This window comes from Burkholderia sp. BKH01 (genome assembly GCF_025685725.1).
GTDB classification, from domain to species: domain Bacteria; phylum Pseudomonadota; class Gammaproteobacteria; order Burkholderiales; family Burkholderiaceae; genus Burkholderia; species Burkholderia pyrrocinia_C.
This window is the reverse complement of sequence record NZ_JAOTQT010000001.1, coordinates 513,462-529,793: the sequence shown is the minus strand read 5'-3', so window position 1 is coordinate 529,793 and position 16,332 is coordinate 513,462. Positions and strand designations below refer to the sequence as shown.

Genomic DNA, 16,332 nt, shown 5'->3' with positions numbered 1-16,332 from the left:
TTCTTCATTGCAGCCTCGGGAACACCGAATCGATCATCCGCACGATGACGACGTGATAGATCAAGCAGAGCGACAACAGGATCGCGAGCGGCAGCCCGAAGTTCAGGCCGGCGCGCGCGATGCGGCGGCGCGCGCGCGCTTTCGCCGCGACGGCGTGCGGACCGGGTCGCGGATACGCGGCGGGAAACGGCGGCTCGCCCGGCGGCACGTGCGCCGACAGCGCGTCGAGCGCACGCAGCCGGATCGCGTCGAGCCCCCGGTCGCCATCGTCGTAGCCATGGCGGCCGCGAAAGCCGAGCTGCAGACACAGCAGATAGACTTCGAGCACGTTTGCCCGCGCACCGTCGAGCGCGTCGAGGCGCTCGAAGAACGCCACGCCCGCGTGCGACGTGTCGAAGTGGCGCTTCTGAAGTAGCCCCAGCGTCCAGCGGTCGGCGTCGTGCCAGCCGCTGTTCAGCAGCGCCTCGTCGATCCACGCGCACACTGCGAACAACGCGTCTTCGACGTCGGCTTGGTGCGCGCCCGCGCAGGCCGCGTGATCGCGAGCGCGTTCGATCAGGACGTCGAGCCGCAGCGCGACTTCGGTCGCGTCGCCGTGCGGCGCTTGCGCGAGCTGCCGCGCATACGCGACGAGCGGCATCATCGAATCGGACAGCTTCATCATGCGTGCCTCACCGCGATGAGTTCCGCATGCAGATCGTCCGGCGCGTCGGCCCAGCGCAGCGAGACGCGACCGTCGCGCCGGATCGCGTCCCACGGGCGGCCGGTCTGCTCGATCCGGAAGTATCGCGCGTCGCCGCGGCGCGGCAGGCGCGGGGGCGCCCCAGGCAGCAGGGTCAGCTCGACGCCCGGTAGTGCGAGCGCAGTGAGCTGCGGCATCTCGTCGGTCGCCGCGATCCGACCGCCGATCAGGAAGCGTTGCGCGAGCGTGTCCGGATCGTGCGTGCTGCGGATCGCGACGTAGATCAGATGGCGATCAGCGAACACGCCGGGCGGCAGTTGCGCGAATCGTTGCATGGGCTGCTGCTCGTCGTCGGGCTCGAACGTCGCGACGCAGTCGGGACCGACCGCGATTTCGTCGAGCAGATGGCCGATCAGCGTGTGCGCGCGAGAGAAGCACTCGCCGAGGTCGCGATGGTTGTACGGAGGAAGGCCGCCGCGCGCGTCGGGCGTTTCGCCGAGCATGTCGAAGCGCTCGGAGAACGCGCTGAGCTCGCCGACGAGTTGTCGTAGCACGCCGTAGGCGGTCCACGGATGCTGCCCGTCGCATTCGGCGAGATGGAACAGCAGCGGGCCGAAGCGGTTCAGCGAGCGCAGTGCGAGCAGGAACGCCGTGTAGCTCGCGTCGAATTCGGCGCGCCGCATCTCGTGCGGGCTTTTGTACTGCTGCAGTTGCCGCGCGCGGCCCGCGAGCTCGTCGCGGATACCGCGAACCCGGTCGAGCAACACGCGCGAGCCGGACAGCGCGTAGCACGGGGGCGCGAACTCGTCGTCGACCCGCAGACGCTCGCCGTCGCGCACGATCCGCGCGATCGGGATCGTCTCGTGTCCGGCGAGCGCATCGAGTTCGTGATCGAACACGATCTTCAGCACGTGCTTGAGCGTGCGCACCGGCGCGCCCGGATGGTCCGAAAAAAGGTCCCCGATCTCGTCGGCCGACGGCAGCGTCGCGTAGCGCGTCGTGGCGTCAGGCAGCGCGTCGGGCGCGGCCGCGACCGTCACGTTGTTTGCGCCGTACGCGAGTCGCTTGAGCGCGACGTGCACGCCGAGTGCGCGACCTTCGTCGAGCCACGCGGGATCGAACGCGCGCGCCGCGACCACCGCGTTGCCCGGATATTCGACGTAGCTGCGTTCGGCAAAGAGCAACCGCGCCGAGCGGATCTCGATCACGCGGCGGTCGATCGCGGCGTGCGCGAGCGATAGCGCGCCGACGCCCCAGAAATGCGGCGGACCGGATGCGAGCCACGGTTCGATGCGGAACTGCTGATGCAGTTCCGCCAATTGAAAATGTTGCGGTTGCAGCAGCATCCCCTGATGCCAGTAGACGTTGTCCATGTTGTTCGTTTCGGTTCGTGATGTGTCGCGCGTCATCGCTTGCGCGGTGCGCGGGTGGCGGCGTCGCCGTTTTCGTTACTGTTGCCGCCGCCGTTCGCGTTGACGTCGGCGCCCGGCAGCGCCAGCGTTTTCGCGCCGCTGTCGAGCGTTGTCCACGCGCGCCCGCCCGGCGGCGGCAGGTTCAGCGGCGCTTCGCGCGCGTCGGTGATGCTTTGCGCGCCGAGCCGCAGCTTCAGCCCGAGCGTTCGCGGCGCGGCGCGATAGGTGGACGAGAACCAGCCGCGCTTGTCGATTTGCAGCGGCACGTCGAAGAGGCGTGCCGCGCGCGGGCCGTCGGCGTCGTAGTAGCCGGCGACGATGCCGACGTAGCGCGCCTGCTGCGCGCGATCGATCGACAGTGCGACGTGCTCGCCGGGCGCGATGACGTAGCGCGTCGTCTGAATGAAGTCCGCCGCGGGCCCGCCCTCCGCGAGGGTCGTGCGCAGCCGGGCCGGATTGTCGGCGAGACGGCGGAATGTCTGTGCGTCCGCGCTTTGGAACACCGCGAGCAGCAACGTGTGCGGTGCGTTCAGGAATTCGTTCAGCCGCGGCGATGCGTCGACGTCGATGCGCAACGCGTCGGGCGCGTAGTCCCATCGTACGTCGGCGCGCGCCTGTTCTTCGGTGACGCCGCTCGCGCAGCCGGCCAGCGCCGCGAGCATGGCGAGCATGGCGAGCACGGCGATGGACGCGCGCGCGGCCTCCGGCATCGAGATGTGTCGGTCGTTCATGCCTCTTCCTCAGCTCATCGCCATCACTTTCTGCTGGCTCGGCTGCAGCACGGCGCCCGTCGCGTTGCCTTCGTTGTGCTTCGTCGGCGTCGTCAGCCGCACGGCTGGATTGCCTTCGAACTTCACCTTCGTGCTGCCGGCGGCGAATTCGACCTTGCCCATGATCTTTCCGGACATCGCGCCGCCGGCGGTGCCCGGCTGGTCGCCGTTGGTCATCGGAATCGTCGATTTCTTCGTGAGCGCGGGCATCCCGCAGACGAGCACTTTCGTCGTGATCGACTCGGCCATCATCGGCAGGCCGGTGTTCGGATACGGGACGGGCACCGGGCCGCCCGGCGTGGGTGTCTTGCAGACGTCGACGGGGCTCATGCAGAGGCCGGACGCAGTGGTGACGACAAACATGTTGGAACTCCGAATCTAAAGGGAAAATTCAACCGAGATCGATGCGCTCGCCATCGATGCCGACGTGGCGGTCCGCGAGCAGCGCGACGTCGCGCGCATGCAGGTGCGCGCGCTCGTCGACGCGCCAGAGCGCGCGCGTCGCGCGCAAATCGTCGACGCCGCGCACGCGGCGAAAGCAATCGCCGAGCATGTGGAGCGCGCGGCCGATCGTCGACGTGAAGCGGTGCGCCACGACGCGCACGTCGCGCGCGGCGGCGCCGATCGACTGCGCGTGCACGTCGAGGCGCGCGGTCCGCACACTCGCGCGATGCGCGTGCACGTCGAAGCACGGCGCGCCGGCGTCGATCCGCTCGCGCGCCGCGAGCGTGATGCGCGGCGCGTCGATGCGCAGCCCGTCGACGCCGGCTTCGAGCACGACGCCGCCTGGCAATGCGAGCGCGGCTTGCGGCGCACCTGCGCGCGCGAGCACGGCGAGCACGTACGCGGGAGGCGCAACGCATGCGTCGCCCGCGTGCGCGTGGCCCGGCGACCAGATCAGCACGCGATCGCCTACGTCGGGTGCGAGCAGGCAGCCGTCGGCGCGCCGCGCGCGGCCGACGCGATCGTCGAGCGTTAGCCAGTCGCCGACACGGCCCGTCACGCACGACGCGCGGAGCGGCGCGTCGGCCTGGGGCGCGCACGGATCGTCGTTGGACTGCAATGGTGCGAGGGCACAAGTGGAGGCGCAAGAAGAGGACATGCGCGTCATCGAGGTGCGAGAGTCGTGTGTCATCGTTCGGTCGAACTCCATTGCTCGGCCCGCGCGAACACGGGATCAGTCACACGCGCGCCCGTCTTGCTCGCGCCGTCCCAGCGCACCGCGCGGTCGTCGACGCCGTGCAGGTTCGTGTGCGAGAAATCAGCGTGCGCGCAATCGGCACGCGACAGCGTCGCGTGCGAGAAATCGCAGTAGACGAAGCTGCCGCCCGCCAGCGTCGCGCCCGCGCAATCGGCGTGCGTGAAGAGCGACATCCGCGCGCGTAGCCCGCGTGCGTTCGCCGACGACATCCGCGCACGCGCGAAATCTGATTCGTCGAACGTTGCGCCCGTGAGGTTCGCGCCCGAGAGCATCGCGCCCGCGAAACGCGCATGACGGCCGCGCGCGCCCGCGAGCGTCGCGCGTTCGAGATCGGCATCGAAGAACATGGTCTGCACGAGCGACGCGCCGCTGAAATCGCTGTCAGCGAGCGCCGCGCCGCTGAAATGCGTCATCGTCAGATCGCAGCGCTCGAAACGTTGGCTGCGCAGATTCGCTTCGACGAAGAGCGCATTCGTCAGGCGCGTGGCGTTGAAGCGCGCGCTCGATAGATCGGCGCGCATTGCGGCGAAACGCTCGAGCTCGGCGCTTGAGAAATCGGTGCGCTCGAAGCGGCAGTCGATAGCTTCGCAACGCAGCAGCTTCGCGCGCGCGCACAGCGCGGCGGAAAAATTGCCGCGCTCGAATGTCGCGCGCGACCACAGCGCGTCGACCAGCGTCGCGCCGACGAATTCGGTGTCCGTCATCGCGAAGGCGTTGCCCGTCGTCGAGCGCAGGCTCGCGTCGCGCAGCGCGACTGCACGCCAGCTCGAATCGCTGAGCGTCGCACCGTCGAGGCGCGCGCCCGTCAGATCGCACTGCTGCCAGCGCGTCGCGTCGAGCAGCGCGGCCGACAGGTTCGCGCCGCGCAGTATCACACGATCGAACGTGCAACCGGACAGGTCCAGGCAAGAAAGATCGGCATTCGAAAGATCGACCCCGGATAGCGTGCGGGTGTCGGCGAGGGCGGCGAGCGCCGCGTGAACGGGAGCGGATAGGGTTGGCATCGAATCAATCAGCGGGAGGCGAGTTCGGGGCGGTTAGGCACGGCGAAGAGCGTTCGCTCGACGTTCGCGCCATCGATTTGTGATGGGCCGAGCGCGGCGCCGTAGCAGTCGGCGCCATACAGGTTGCTCGACTGCAGTTGCGCCCCGTCAAGCCGCGCACGACGCAGCGACGCGCCAAGCAGGTCCGAATGGCGCATGTCCGCGCACGTCAGGTCGGCTTTCGTCAGATCGGCGTGCCGCGCGCGGGAAGACGTCAATTGAGCGCCGCTCGCGATCGCGCGCGCGAAGCTCGCGCGATCGAGCGTCGCCTTGTGCAGATTGGCGTAGCGCAGATCGACGCCGTCCCAGCTCGCGTCGTCGAGCGCCACGTTGCTCAGGACGGCCTGATGGAATGACGTCGACGCGTCGGCGCGCGAGCCGCGCAGCGACGCCGATCGAAGCTGCGCGCGCAGCGCCTGCGCGCCATACCATTCGGCGCCGTCGCACTGCGCGGCCGCGAACGTCGCATCTGCCAGCGTCGCGTGCTGGAAGTTCGCGCGCGGCACGTGCGCCGACGTAAAATCGGCGGTATCGAGTGCGCAACCGGCGAAGCTCGCGTGCACGCCGTCGAGCCGTGCGGCGGCGAGCCCGGTCATCGCGCTCTCGTCGAATTGCGCGTGTGCGCAATGGCTGCCGGCAAGCGACGCGTGCGTGAAGTCGCCGCCGGTAAAATCGGAGCGATCGAGGCACGCGCGATCGAGCGCGGCGCCGCGAAACGATGTGCCGGGAGCGGACGCGTCGGCGAAGCTCGCGTCGCGCAGGTCCGCGTTCGAGAAATCGGCACGCGACAGCAGCGCGCGCTCGAACGACGCGCCGGCCAGCCGGCAGTCGGCGAAGCAGGTGTGTTCGATGCGCGCGTCGCGGAAGTCCGCGCGCTCGAGCGCGGCCGCCGACAGGTCCAGGCCGCTCAGGACGAAGCCGGCGAATCCGAGGCCGCGCGCGTGGCGCTCGATCACCTGCTCGGACGTGAGCGGATCCGCGAGCGGCGCATCGCCGGTCGGCGATGCAGCGGGGTGCGTCGAAGCGCGAGCAGGGGTGGCGTCGGCGAACCGTTCGGCGGGCGGGAGCGGGTCGGGCTCGGCGGACGTCACCGGTTCGTTGGTGGCCGTGCCGGCGGCGGGTGCGCCGAGTCCTGCCGTCAGCGCGGCGACGTCGAGCGGCGTGTCGAGCGCATCGAGCGCGTCCGCGAGTGCGGCGAGCTCCGGCCGGTTTCGCGCAGCCGCCTCCATTTGCGCGCGCGACAGGCCGTGTTGCTCGACGAGCGCGCGGATCTGCGTGTCGGCTTGCCGAAGCAGGTCGGCGAATGACGATGCGTCGTCCGATGCCTGCGAATTCGGCGAAGAGGGCGGCGAAGCATCGCGCTGCTCGCCAGCCGCGGTCGTGGCGTACTGCGCTTGCCATTGCGAGGTCTGCGCGTCGAGCGTGGCCGCGAGCGCGGCGAGCTCGTCCAGGTTCATGTCGGCAGGCGCATCTCGCGGCGGCAGAAGGCGCGCGATGTCGGCTTCGGTCAAGCCGAATTCGGCGAGCAGCGCGTCGGTTTGCACGGCGAGCGCTGCCGCATCCCGTTCGAGCGCTGATAGATCCGGCGCGGGTAGCTCATCGGGCGATTCCGGGGCCGCCGCCGGCTGCGCATGCGAAGCCGACGGCAAGTTATCGGCGGCGCGACCGGGGTCGGCGCACGCTTCGTCGCCGGCGGTCGACGCCAGCGCGGCCGCGGCGATAGGCGCAAGCGGCGCGCCAGACCCACCGTGTTCGGACGCCGGCTGGCCTATATACGCAGCGTCGGGTAACGGCGGTGCGTCGGCGTCTTCCCAGCCGGCGATCACGCGAACGACGTCGTCGCCGTCCTCATCGTCGATCGTGACGAGCGCGCGATACAGGACGATGCCGCACGCCGCGCCGGGGAACAACCAGACCGTTTCCGCCCGCATCGGGCACGCGTCGATGCGCGCGACGCCGGCGACCGAGCGTTCGACGAAGCAGCGCGCCCGCACGCGCGGCAGCGCGCCGGCGATGACTGGCCGGTCCGCATGCAGGTTGACGAGCTCGATGTCCTCGTCGCCGCGCCAGAATCCGGTGATCCGCTGGTCTCGCGGCGCGGTATGGAAATGCTCGGCGCGCGTGCCGGCGGGCAGGTGGGGCCAGCGCGAAGCCAGCCAACGTTCGTCGAACGGCCCGAGATCGCGTGCGCGCTCGGGCGCTGACGACGGCAGCGCGCGAAACTCGGCGAGCGGCGCGGCGGCTCGCGCGTCGACGAGCCGCTCCTTGCACGCCGCGCCGATGCGCGCACGAACCGCGACCGGCGCCCCCGGGCGGCGTTCGCGTTCCGACGGCGCATACGCGTGGCCATAGACGAGGAATTCGCCTGCCGGCTTCGGCACGCCCTCGTCGAGTGGGGTCTGCGGGTCGAGCCACTGCTGCGCGACTTGCCACAGCTCGGCCTCGCTCGTCAGATCGCCTGGGCCGACGGGTGCGTGCGCACGCAGCGCAAAGCATGCCAGCGCGCCGATCGACAGCCGGTCGAGTCCTTCGAAGCGCAGCGTCCGGCACAGCAGCGAGAGAGAATCGGGTTTGATGATTTTCATGATGGAATCCGAACGAATGCGTGGGTCAACCGAGCTGGATCAACTGGCTGTCTAACTTCAGCGATGCGCTGCCGTTCAGCTTGACGTTGGTCGCGCGCACGTCGATCGTGCCGTCGCTGCCGAGCTTCAGCGATGCAGAGCCGCAGCCGGCCGCGATCTTGTCTTTGTCGAGCTCGAGGCTCGATTTGCCCGCGTCGATGCCGATCTTCGCGTCGCGCACGTCGAGCTTCGCCTTGCCCTGCGCATGCGCGAGCGTGACGCCTTCGGCCGTCGCGACGAGCCGGTTGCCCTTGAAGCTGAACTCCGATTCGGAGGCGCTCATTCGCGCGGCGCTCAGGTTCTTCACCTGCTTCGCGAGATTTTCCTGAAGTTTGTCGATCTTCAGCCCGACGGCCTTGCGCTTTGCTTTCAGCGCGAAGAGCTTCGCTTCCTTCGCCTTGATCGCGACCGCCGCGACCGCGTCGGCGGGCGACGATGGCTTGGGCACGAGCGCGCTGACGCCGAACGCGTTCTGATGAGTCGACAGCACTTCGTTTTCCGAAATGTCGGCTTCGAGATCAGCGATGTCCTTCAGGCAGGCGTCGAGATCGCTGCGCTGCTTGATCAGGTCCTTGAGGGCCAACTTGGTGGTCGGATCGGCCGCCACCGCGAACAGTAGCGTGTCATGCGCATGCACGTGCGCGTGCTTGGCAGATTCCACGCCCCAGCGGCCGTTGCCGGCGCTCATCGCAACGCCCGCCACGCCTGGCGCCTTTGCGTCTGTCGACCACGTGAGCCCGTCGACGGTGAGCGACATCCGCGTCGCGTGCGTGAGGTTCTTCGCTGCGAGCGCGATACCGTGCTTGCTGAGCGACAGATCCGCGACGAGCGGCAACGCCTCCTGCAGTTTCGCGACGTTCGCGAGCATCGTGCGCGACGTCGCCATCAGAGCGGTACTGGCGGCGGTCACGCCGGCGAACTGAGCGGCGGATACGCCGAAGCCCGACCACGGCAGATCGGCGACCGCGCCGCCGCCCTTGATGAGCCCCGCAGCGGCGGCGGCGGAACCCGCATTCGCCAGGCCCGAGACGATCATGAACTTGCGCACCGCGCCCTTGAGCTTGTCGAGCTGCTTTTGCACCAGCGCGGATGCGTCCTGCCCGGCGGACAGCCGGATCGCGCCCGTAGCAGACTGCTTGTGCAGCGTCTGCAGCAGCGTCGACGCGCTATCGTTGATCTCGAAGGTCCGGCTGCCGGGCAGCATCCAGCGCAGGTTGCCCTGCAGCGTCGTCAGGAAGTTCGCGCTGACGTCGAGGCTGTTGCGCACGCCGACATAGACGTCGGTATTGCCGCCGATCGACACCGAGCACTTGAGCCCGCCCGAGAAGCTGTATGCGTTGCCGAGCGAGAAATCGAACCTGTTGCCCGACGTGAGGAGCGCGAGGCCCTCGCCTGGTCCGACCGAGCCGAGGCCGATGTGGTTGTTCGGCGCGTGCAGCCACGTCGCCGCACCGCTGCCGTCCTTCATGTAGAGCTGGTTGTGCTCGGTCAGGATCCGGTGCGCGGCGGGGTTGCGGCGCGTGACGACGCTGCGGTGCGACGAGTTGGGAACTGCGCCGATAATCACGGGGCGGTCGGGATCGCCGCCTTCGAATGCAGTCTTCACTTCGGTGCCCTTCACCAGCGGCAGGTGCATGCCGCGATCCGAGCCCGCGTAGGGCGTGGCCATCCGGATCCGCGCGGAGCCCTTGTTCGCCGGATGCGCGGTGTGCGCGAACGGAAAGCGCACCTTGTACTGCCCGTGTTCGTCGAGCTCGGCAAGCTTGCCGCCGCCCTCGCCGTCGACGATCGCGCTGACGACGCCTGCCGCGCGCGGCTTCGGCGTCGTGCGCGGCGGCCGGTACTGGACGCCGGCGGGGAGTGCGTCGAATTCGGTGCGATAGACGGGCACGTCCGGCGTCGCGCCGAACGGCTTGTCGAGATCGGGAAACAGCAGGCGCGCCTGCGAGCCGCGATGCGTGACCGCCGTCACCAGATAGCGGCCGTCGAAATCCGCTCGATAGTGGCCCTCGAGCGCGATGAAGCGGCCGGCGCGCAGGCCAGCCGCAGTCGCCTCGCCGGCGAACCGGCGGCCGTCGCAGACGAGCGCCTCGGCGCGCAGCTTCGCGTAGCGCCGGCCTTCGTCCTTCGTATGGAAGTGCTCGTCGCTCGACACCCGCTCGCCGATGCCGTCGCGTGACACGTGCTCGCGCACTTCGAGCGATAGCTCTGCCTTCCGGTGATTGAAGTCGCGCAGCACGACTTCGCGCGGCAGTGGCGTCGCGCGGCACGCGAACGCCTGCACGCGGTCCGATTCGGCGCCCGTGTCGAATTCGGCCACGGGCAGGTAGCGCAGCGCGAGATCGGCGGCGGGGCCGGGCTGATGGCGGCGGTCGTCGACGATCGCGAGCGTCTCGCGTTTGCCGTCGTGCTCGAAGTAGTAGTAGAGGCCTTCCTTCTCCATCCAGCGCGACACGAAATCCAGGTGGCTCTCGTCGTACTGGCATACGAAGCTGCGCTTGCGGTAGCCGCTACCGCACCGCAGGCGGTAGTCGCGGCTGCCGAACGACGCGGTGCGCAGCACCTGCTTCACGATGTCGGGAATCGTCTGCTCGTTCAGATAGACGTCCGTAACCTTGTACAGCGACAGCTGCCAGAGGCGCGGCACGAGCGTCGCGCGATAGACGGTGAAGCCGCGAATGTCCTTCAGTTGCTCGAACTCGGCGAGCACACCGCTATAGCGGGTCGTGCCGGCTTCGCCGTACGGCGGCAGGATCGTGAGCGTCGCCGCGCGGCTCAGCATCTTCGCGAAATCGATCTGCGGCTGCTTGCTCACGAGCGTGAGCTCGAACCGGTACGGTTGCGAGATCGCGTCGCGGCCGCTCATGTCGACGACGTCGAACGTCGTGGCGTCGTACGCTTCGCTTACGAACGTGAAGCGCAGCAGGTTCGCGCGCGACGAGCCGTCCGTGCGAGCCGCGCGGGTACCACGTTGATGGGATGAAGGCATCGGGAACTCCTGGGCGGCGCAGGGCGTTAGCGCGCGTTGGCAACATCGAACACAGCGGACACGTCAAGCGCATCGCCCCCGGCCGGCGCGTCGGCCGAGACGACGAAGCGCCCGTCGGCGTCGACTGCGACGCGGATCGCGGCCGCGGGCGTCTCGTCACCAGCGCACACGAGCACGTGCTGCGCGAGCGCGGGCAGCACGTGTCGCTGTAAGACGAAGTCGACGTTGCGCGCGCCCGATTCGACTTCGGTGCAGCGTGCGGCGATGTGCGCGACGACGGCGTCGTCGTAGACGACGCGCGTCGCGTGCTGCGCGGCCACGCGTGCCGCGATGCGCTCGAGCTTCAGTCGCGTGATGTCGGCAAGCGTGTCGGGCGCGAGCGGCACATACGGAATCTCGGTCATCCGCGCGAGCAGCGCCGGCTTGAAATGGCGCGACAGCGCTGGCCGGATCGCCGCGCGCATCGTGTCTGGATCGGGGTGCGGGTCGCGCGCGGCGAGCTCGGCGACGGCGTGCGCACCGAGGTTCGACGTCAGGAAGATCACCGTGTTCGCGAAATCCACTTCCTTGCCCTCGCCGTCGGACAGCCAGCCCTTGTCAAACACCTGATAGAACAGGTTCAGCACGTCCGGGTGGGCCTTCTCGACTTCGTCGAGCAGCACGACCGAGTAGGGCCGCTGGCGCACTGCCTCGGTCAGCATGCCGCCTTCGCCGTAGCCGACGTAGCCGGGCGGCGAGCCGATCAGGCGGCTCGCGTCGTGCCGCTCCTGGAACTCGCTCATGTTGACAACGACGATCGAGCGCTCGTCGCCGAACAGCGCGTCGGCGACTGCGAGCGCGGTCTCGGTCTTGCCGGTGCCGGACGGGCCCGCGAGCAGGAACACGCCGAGCGGCCGGCGCGGGTCGTGCACGCCGGCCGCGCCCGTTTTCACGGCCTGCGCGATCTGTTCGATCGCGTGATCCTGGCCGCGAATGCGGCGCTTGAGCGTATCGGCGAGCCGCAGCATCACGTTCGCGCGGTCGCGGCGCAGCTTGCCGGCCGCGATGCCGGTCCAGTCGGCCACGACGTCGGCGATCGCGTCCGCATCGACGTCGATTCGCACGAGCCGCGCGTCGCGCAGCACGTGCTCGAAACGGCGGGTCGCATCGGCGAGCGCGTGCGAGGCGCTCTCGCGCGCGTCGGCGTGCGAGGCAGCGCGGGTTTGCGCATTCGGATTCCGGGTGGCCGGCGCGGGCGGCCCGGCATGCGTGCCCACAGGGGGCACGGCTGCGGCGACGCCGACGCTATTCGTTTCGGCGCCGTCGGCTGCTTCGAGTGCCTCGGTTCCAGCGTCGGTCTCGCCCGCGCCGGCTGCCCCGACGGCGTCCGCGACCGCCCGGCACGCGCGGCGCGCGTCGACGAGCGCTTGCGCCGCGTCGCGCTGCGCCGCCCATGCGTCGCACAGCGCGACGGTACGTGCGGCCAGCGCGGCCAGCTCGCGATCGATCTCCGCGATGCGCGGCGTGTCCGGCGTGCAGCGCTCGGCCAGATCCTGTCGCAGCGCGCGCCGCTCGCGCTCGAGCGCCTGGATCGCGTGCTCGGCGTCCTCGAGCGCCGCGGGCTTCGTCTGCTGGCTCACCTTTACGCGCGCGCAGGCTGTGTCGAGCAGGTCGATCGCCTTGTCCGGCAACTGCCGGCCGGTGATGTAGCGCGCCGATAGCTCGGCGGCCGCAACGAGTGCGTCGTCGCGGATCGTCACGCCGTGCGCGTCCTGATAGCGATCCTTCAGGCCGCGCAGGATCATCACCGACGTCGCGACGTCCGGGCTGTCGAGCTTCACCGGCTGAAAGCGTCGCGCGAGCGCCGCGTCCTTCTCAAAGTACTTCTTGTATTCGCTCCACGTGGTGGCGGCGATCGTACGCAGCTCGCCGCGCGCGAGCACGGGCTTCAGCAGGTTTGCCGCGTCGGACGCGCCCGCCGGGCCACCCGCGCCGATCAGCGTGTGCGCCTCGTCGACGAACAGCACGACGGGCGATTGCGACGCGCGGATCTCGGCGATCACGCGCTTGAGCCGCTGCTCGAATTCGCCTTTGACGCTCGCGCCCGCCTGCAGCAGCCCGAGATCGAGGCCGAGCAGCGTCGCGTCGCGCAGCGTGGCGGGCACGTCGCCTTCGACGATCCGCAATGCGAGCCCTTCGACGACAGCCGTCTTGCCTACGCCAGGCTCGCCGACGCACACCGGATTGTTCTTGCGCCGCCGCGCGAGGATGTCGACGATCTGGCGGATTTCCGCGTCGCGGCCGAACACCGGATCGATGCGGCCCGCGCGCGCCTTCGCGGTGAAGTCTTCGCAATAGCGGGAGATCGCGCTCGACGCGTCGGGCGCTGCTCCCGCGTCGCCCGAGCGAGATTCGATCGATTGCGCGCACGCGCTCGAAAAGCATGCGACGAGCGCGTCTTTGCGCAGCGCTTGCAGCACGTCGTCGCCGGTGTGCGAAGGCTGCCGCGCGGCGCGCGCGACCGCCGCAGCGAGCACGGCCGCCGAGCGGATGTGCGTGTCGCCGAGCTCGAGCGAAGCGATCAGCCACGCATCCTGCAGTAACGCGAGCAGCGACGGCGCGAACGCGGGGCGACCGCCGCCGCCTGCCGGCCGCGCGTCGAGTGCCGCGTCGGCCTGCCGGCGCAGGCGCGCCGCGTCGGCGCCGCTCGCACGCAGCAGCAGTGCGATGTCGGCCGACGGCTCGTCGCACAGCCGCGCGAGCAGATGCTCGACGGAGACGTCGTCGTGCCGGCGCGCGACGCATGCGCCGACTGCGTTTTCGAGCGCGGTCCGACAATAGGGATTGAGCTGTTCGATCAACGGTTTCAGGTCAACCAGCAGCATGATGGGGTCTCGCTTGATCAAAGAGGGAAGTCGGAAGACGGAATTCGGGCGACGCCGCGCGTGCGGCGCTTGGTTCGCCCAGCCACGCGTCGAACCCGACGCGCGACCATGCGCCGCCACCGCAGCACGCGGGCAGTGCGTCGCGTGCGCGCACGCGGATGGTGACGTCGACGGTGAACGGCCGCGTCAGATAGAGGCGCGTGAGAAAGCGCAGCCGGCGAAACGCTTCGCCACCCGGCATCAGCGCGCGAAACAGCGGGCCGGGCACGTCGCCGAGCACGATGCGCAACCGGGCGCCGTCGTCGCGCATGCGCGTGCCGACGCGCGCATCCACGCCGAGCCGGTGCGCGCATGTGCCGACGCGGGTGCGCTGTATGGCCGGGATCGGAAGCCATTGCGGCACGCACGGCTCGATGTCGACCGTCGCGGGCGCGAATGCGTCGGCGAGCAGCGCGCGCAGCCCGACCGCCGAGCGCGGCCGCTGGCTCAGCAGCCCGACGTAGCGCAGCAGCGCGTGCTCGTGCAGACCCGCGTCGCGCGCGATGCGGGCATCGACGCCCGCGAGCGCGTAGAGCGGACGCAACGCGTCCTCGTCGCGCTCCTCGACGATTCGCAGCGACAGCCGATGCTTGAGCCACGCGTCGAACAGCAGCGGATAGAGCGCGCGATGCAGCACGTCTAGAAAGCCGCGCGCCGCATGGCGGCCCTTGAATGCCTCGTCGATCAGGTCTTCGGTGTAGAACGTCGGCAGCGGCGACGACACGCCGTACAGCCCGAAGAAGTTCGCGACGACGCGATAGCCGCCGTCGTTCGCCTTGTCGATGCGCTCGACGTCGGTGTCCGGAAACGACAGCGCGAGATTCGGCCGCGTGTGGATCGGCATCGTCGAGGCGTTCGTGCTCGCGGCGTCGCCGCGCCGTTCGCGCACGATGCGCCGCAGCAGCCGGATCGCCTGGAAATACGCGAAGTGCTTGGCCTCGCCGAGCAGCACGGGTTCTAGAGCAGGCATTGCGCCCCCATCCGTGGCGGCCACGCGAAGCGCTCGCCGTCGGGCGACACGTCGATTTCGACGCGCGTGTACGTGTTGAGCGCCGCATATTCGGCCAAAAAGCGCTCGAGCACGCAGCCGAACAGATACAGCTCACCCGCGCCGCCGAACGCGTGAGCGCGGCAGCGCAGCGCGACGTGCTGGCCGCTCAGCATCCGCTCGCCGACGACATGCGTCTCGGGGCGCACGTCGACAGATTCGATGCCGTCGATGCGGCGGCGGTCGGCTTGTGCACGCGCGTCGTCGCAGCGCTCGCCGGACGCGTGGAGCGCGAGCATCTGCTTCAGGTTGTCGACGTTGCCAAGCGACAGGAAATTCAGCGCGAGGTGGCCGATGGTGCGCCACAGCAGCGGCTCGCCGAGTAGCGGATCGAGCGGCGCGCTCACGGGCGCGATGTTGGCGAACGTGAAGCGCTCGGGCGAGTTGTCGGTCGGGCGGCACACGTCGCCGATCTTCAGGTCTGTGGCCAGCGCGCCGTTCGTGCACGACAGGCCGATCGACAGCGTTTCCGTCGCGAGCGCCTCGCCGGTCGGATACGCGAGCGCGAGATGGACGTCGTGCCCGTGCCCGTCGAGCGCCGCGCGACGAATCAGGCGGTAGCTCGGGGCGCTCGCGTCGCCGGCCGCGACGCCTAACGGAACGTAATGCCGGTCGACGGGATGGCCCGGGCGATAGCCGACCACGTGATCGACCGAGTAGATCCGGCAGTGGCCGTTCGCGTCGCCTTCGGGTTGCAGCCGGTAGTCGGTCGCACGATGCTCGTGCTGGATCGGCACCGCCTCGTGCGCGAACAGGTTCAGCGCGGCGACGACGTTCAGCCGGAAGCTGTCGCGATCGATGCCGGGCAGCCACTCGGGCGCGCAATCGAGCGTGAGCCACACGCTGAACTGTGCGCCCGAGCGTGCGGCGCGCCAGCGCTCGAGGCCGTTCAGATCGACGAACAGGAATTTCTCCGCGAACGCGAAGTATTCGTGCAGCAGCCGAAAGCCGGGGAATGCGCGCTCGGGGCAGGGCAGCAGTGCGTCGTCGAAGCCAGCCGGCCGCAGCGCGCGGCTGCCAAGCGCGCTGCGCGGGCCGGGCAGATCCGGCGGGCCGCAGGCGATGTCGATCGAAACGACGTGCTGCATCACGAGCGCGAACAGCCGGCTCGCGTGCAGTCGCTCGCCGCCGACGAACAGGCGAATGCGCGTCGCGTCCCATTCGCTCACGTCGATGCCGAGCATCTCGAAGTCGAGCCGCAGCGCTGGCCCGCCGTCCGCGGGCGGCACGAACCGGCAGCCGGCGAGCGCGATCGGCTCGACGACGAGATCGCCGCAGGTGCGGAACCGGCAGGCCGTGCCGTCGACGGGCATCGATTCGATCTCGGTGCCGGCAGCGATCACTGCGCGCTCGCGCAGCGCGCCGCGCGGCTCGAAAGCGATCAGCGTCGCCGCCGGAACCGGGTGCAGCGAATGCGGAAACAGCAGGTGCGCGAGCTCTTGCACGAGCTCCGGCAGGCCGTCGTCGAGCTTCTGCCGCGTAAGCCCTGTCAGGAACGCGACGCCTTCGAGCAGTCGCTCGACGTCCGGGTCGCCCGACGGCGCGCCCAGCATAGGCGCGAGCAGCGGATGCGCGCGACCGAATTCGGCAGCGAGCTCGCGCAGGCGGACGAGTTCGTCCTCGTAATAGCGGTTCAGCGTGGTGGTGGCCATGATGGACG

At 69.6% G+C, this 16,332-nt stretch carries 11 protein-coding genes; all 11 read right to left on the bottom strand.

The window, feature by feature from the left end; all coding sequences use genetic code 11:
* Positions 1-4 precede the first annotated feature (4 nt).
* From OEJ37_RS02235 to tssF, 11 genes are read right to left on the bottom strand one after another with little or no spacing between them, the layout of a single operon-like run.
* Positions 5-661, bottom strand: coding sequence for a DotU family type IV/VI secretion system protein (locus OEJ37_RS02235; RefSeq protein WP_263343149.1), 657 nt, complete (start codon positions 659-661; stop codon positions 5-7).
* On the bottom strand, positions 661-2,055 hold the full coding sequence (gene tssK, locus OEJ37_RS02230) for a type VI secretion system baseplate subunit TssK (RefSeq protein WP_263343035.1): 1,395 nt from the start codon (positions 2,053-2,055) through the stop codon (positions 661-663). The genes OEJ37_RS02235 and tssK overlap by 1 nt, the downstream gene beginning before the upstream one ends.
* Before the next feature lie 32 nt (positions 2,056-2,087).
* Entirely contained in the window at positions 2,088-2,825 is a 738-nt protein-coding gene (gene tssJ, locus OEJ37_RS02225) for a type VI secretion system lipoprotein TssJ (protein ID WP_263343033.1), read from the bottom strand.
* 9 nt (positions 2,826-2,834) lie between these two features.
* Complete coding sequence (locus OEJ37_RS02220; protein WP_174421080.1) at positions 2,835-3,227, bottom strand: DUF4150 domain-containing protein; 393 nt, start codon at positions 3,225-3,227, stop codon at positions 2,835-2,837.
* 28 nt (positions 3,228-3,255) lie between these two features.
* Positions 3,256-4,017, bottom strand: a complete 762-nt coding sequence (locus OEJ37_RS02215) for a DUF3540 domain-containing protein (RefSeq protein WP_317891508.1) — start codon at positions 4,015-4,017, stop codon at positions 3,256-3,258.
* A complete protein-coding gene (gene tagB-5, locus OEJ37_RS02210) occupies positions 3,996-5,069 on the bottom strand; it encodes a type VI secretion system accessory protein TagB-5 (protein ID WP_263343031.1) in 1,074 nt (357 codons plus the stop codon). Before tagB-5 ends, OEJ37_RS02215 begins: the two co-directional genes overlap by 22 nt.
* 8 nt (positions 5,070-5,077) lie before the next feature.
* Positions 5,078-7,693, bottom strand: coding sequence for a type VI secretion system accessory protein TagAB-5 (locus OEJ37_RS02205; RefSeq protein WP_263343030.1), 2,616 nt, complete (start codon positions 7,691-7,693; stop codon positions 5,078-5,080).
* Between the two features lie 25 nt (positions 7,694-7,718).
* A complete protein-coding gene (locus OEJ37_RS02200) occupies positions 7,719-10,721 on the bottom strand; it encodes a type VI secretion system Vgr family protein (RefSeq protein WP_263343029.1) in 3,003 nt (1,000 codons plus the stop codon).
* A gap of 26 nt (positions 10,722-10,747) precedes the next feature.
* Positions 10,748-13,585 (bottom strand): type VI secretion system ATPase TssH, encoded by a 2,838-nt coding sequence (gene tssH, locus OEJ37_RS02195; protein ID WP_263343028.1) that lies wholly within the window; start codon positions 13,583-13,585, stop codon positions 10,748-10,750.
* Positions 13,572-14,594 carry a type VI secretion system baseplate subunit TssG gene (tssG, locus tag OEJ37_RS02190; protein WP_263343027.1) on the bottom strand — a complete coding sequence of 341 codons (1,023 nt, stop codon included), beginning with the start codon at positions 14,592-14,594 and terminating at the stop codon, positions 13,572-13,574. Before tssG ends, tssH begins: the two co-directional genes overlap by 14 nt.
* Complete coding sequence (gene tssF / locus OEJ37_RS02185; protein ID WP_263343026.1) at positions 14,582-16,324, bottom strand: type VI secretion system baseplate subunit TssF; 1,743 nt, start codon at positions 16,322-16,324, stop codon at positions 14,582-14,584. The genes tssG and tssF overlap by 13 nt, the downstream gene beginning before the upstream one ends.
* Positions 16,325-16,332: the final 8 nt, after the last annotated feature.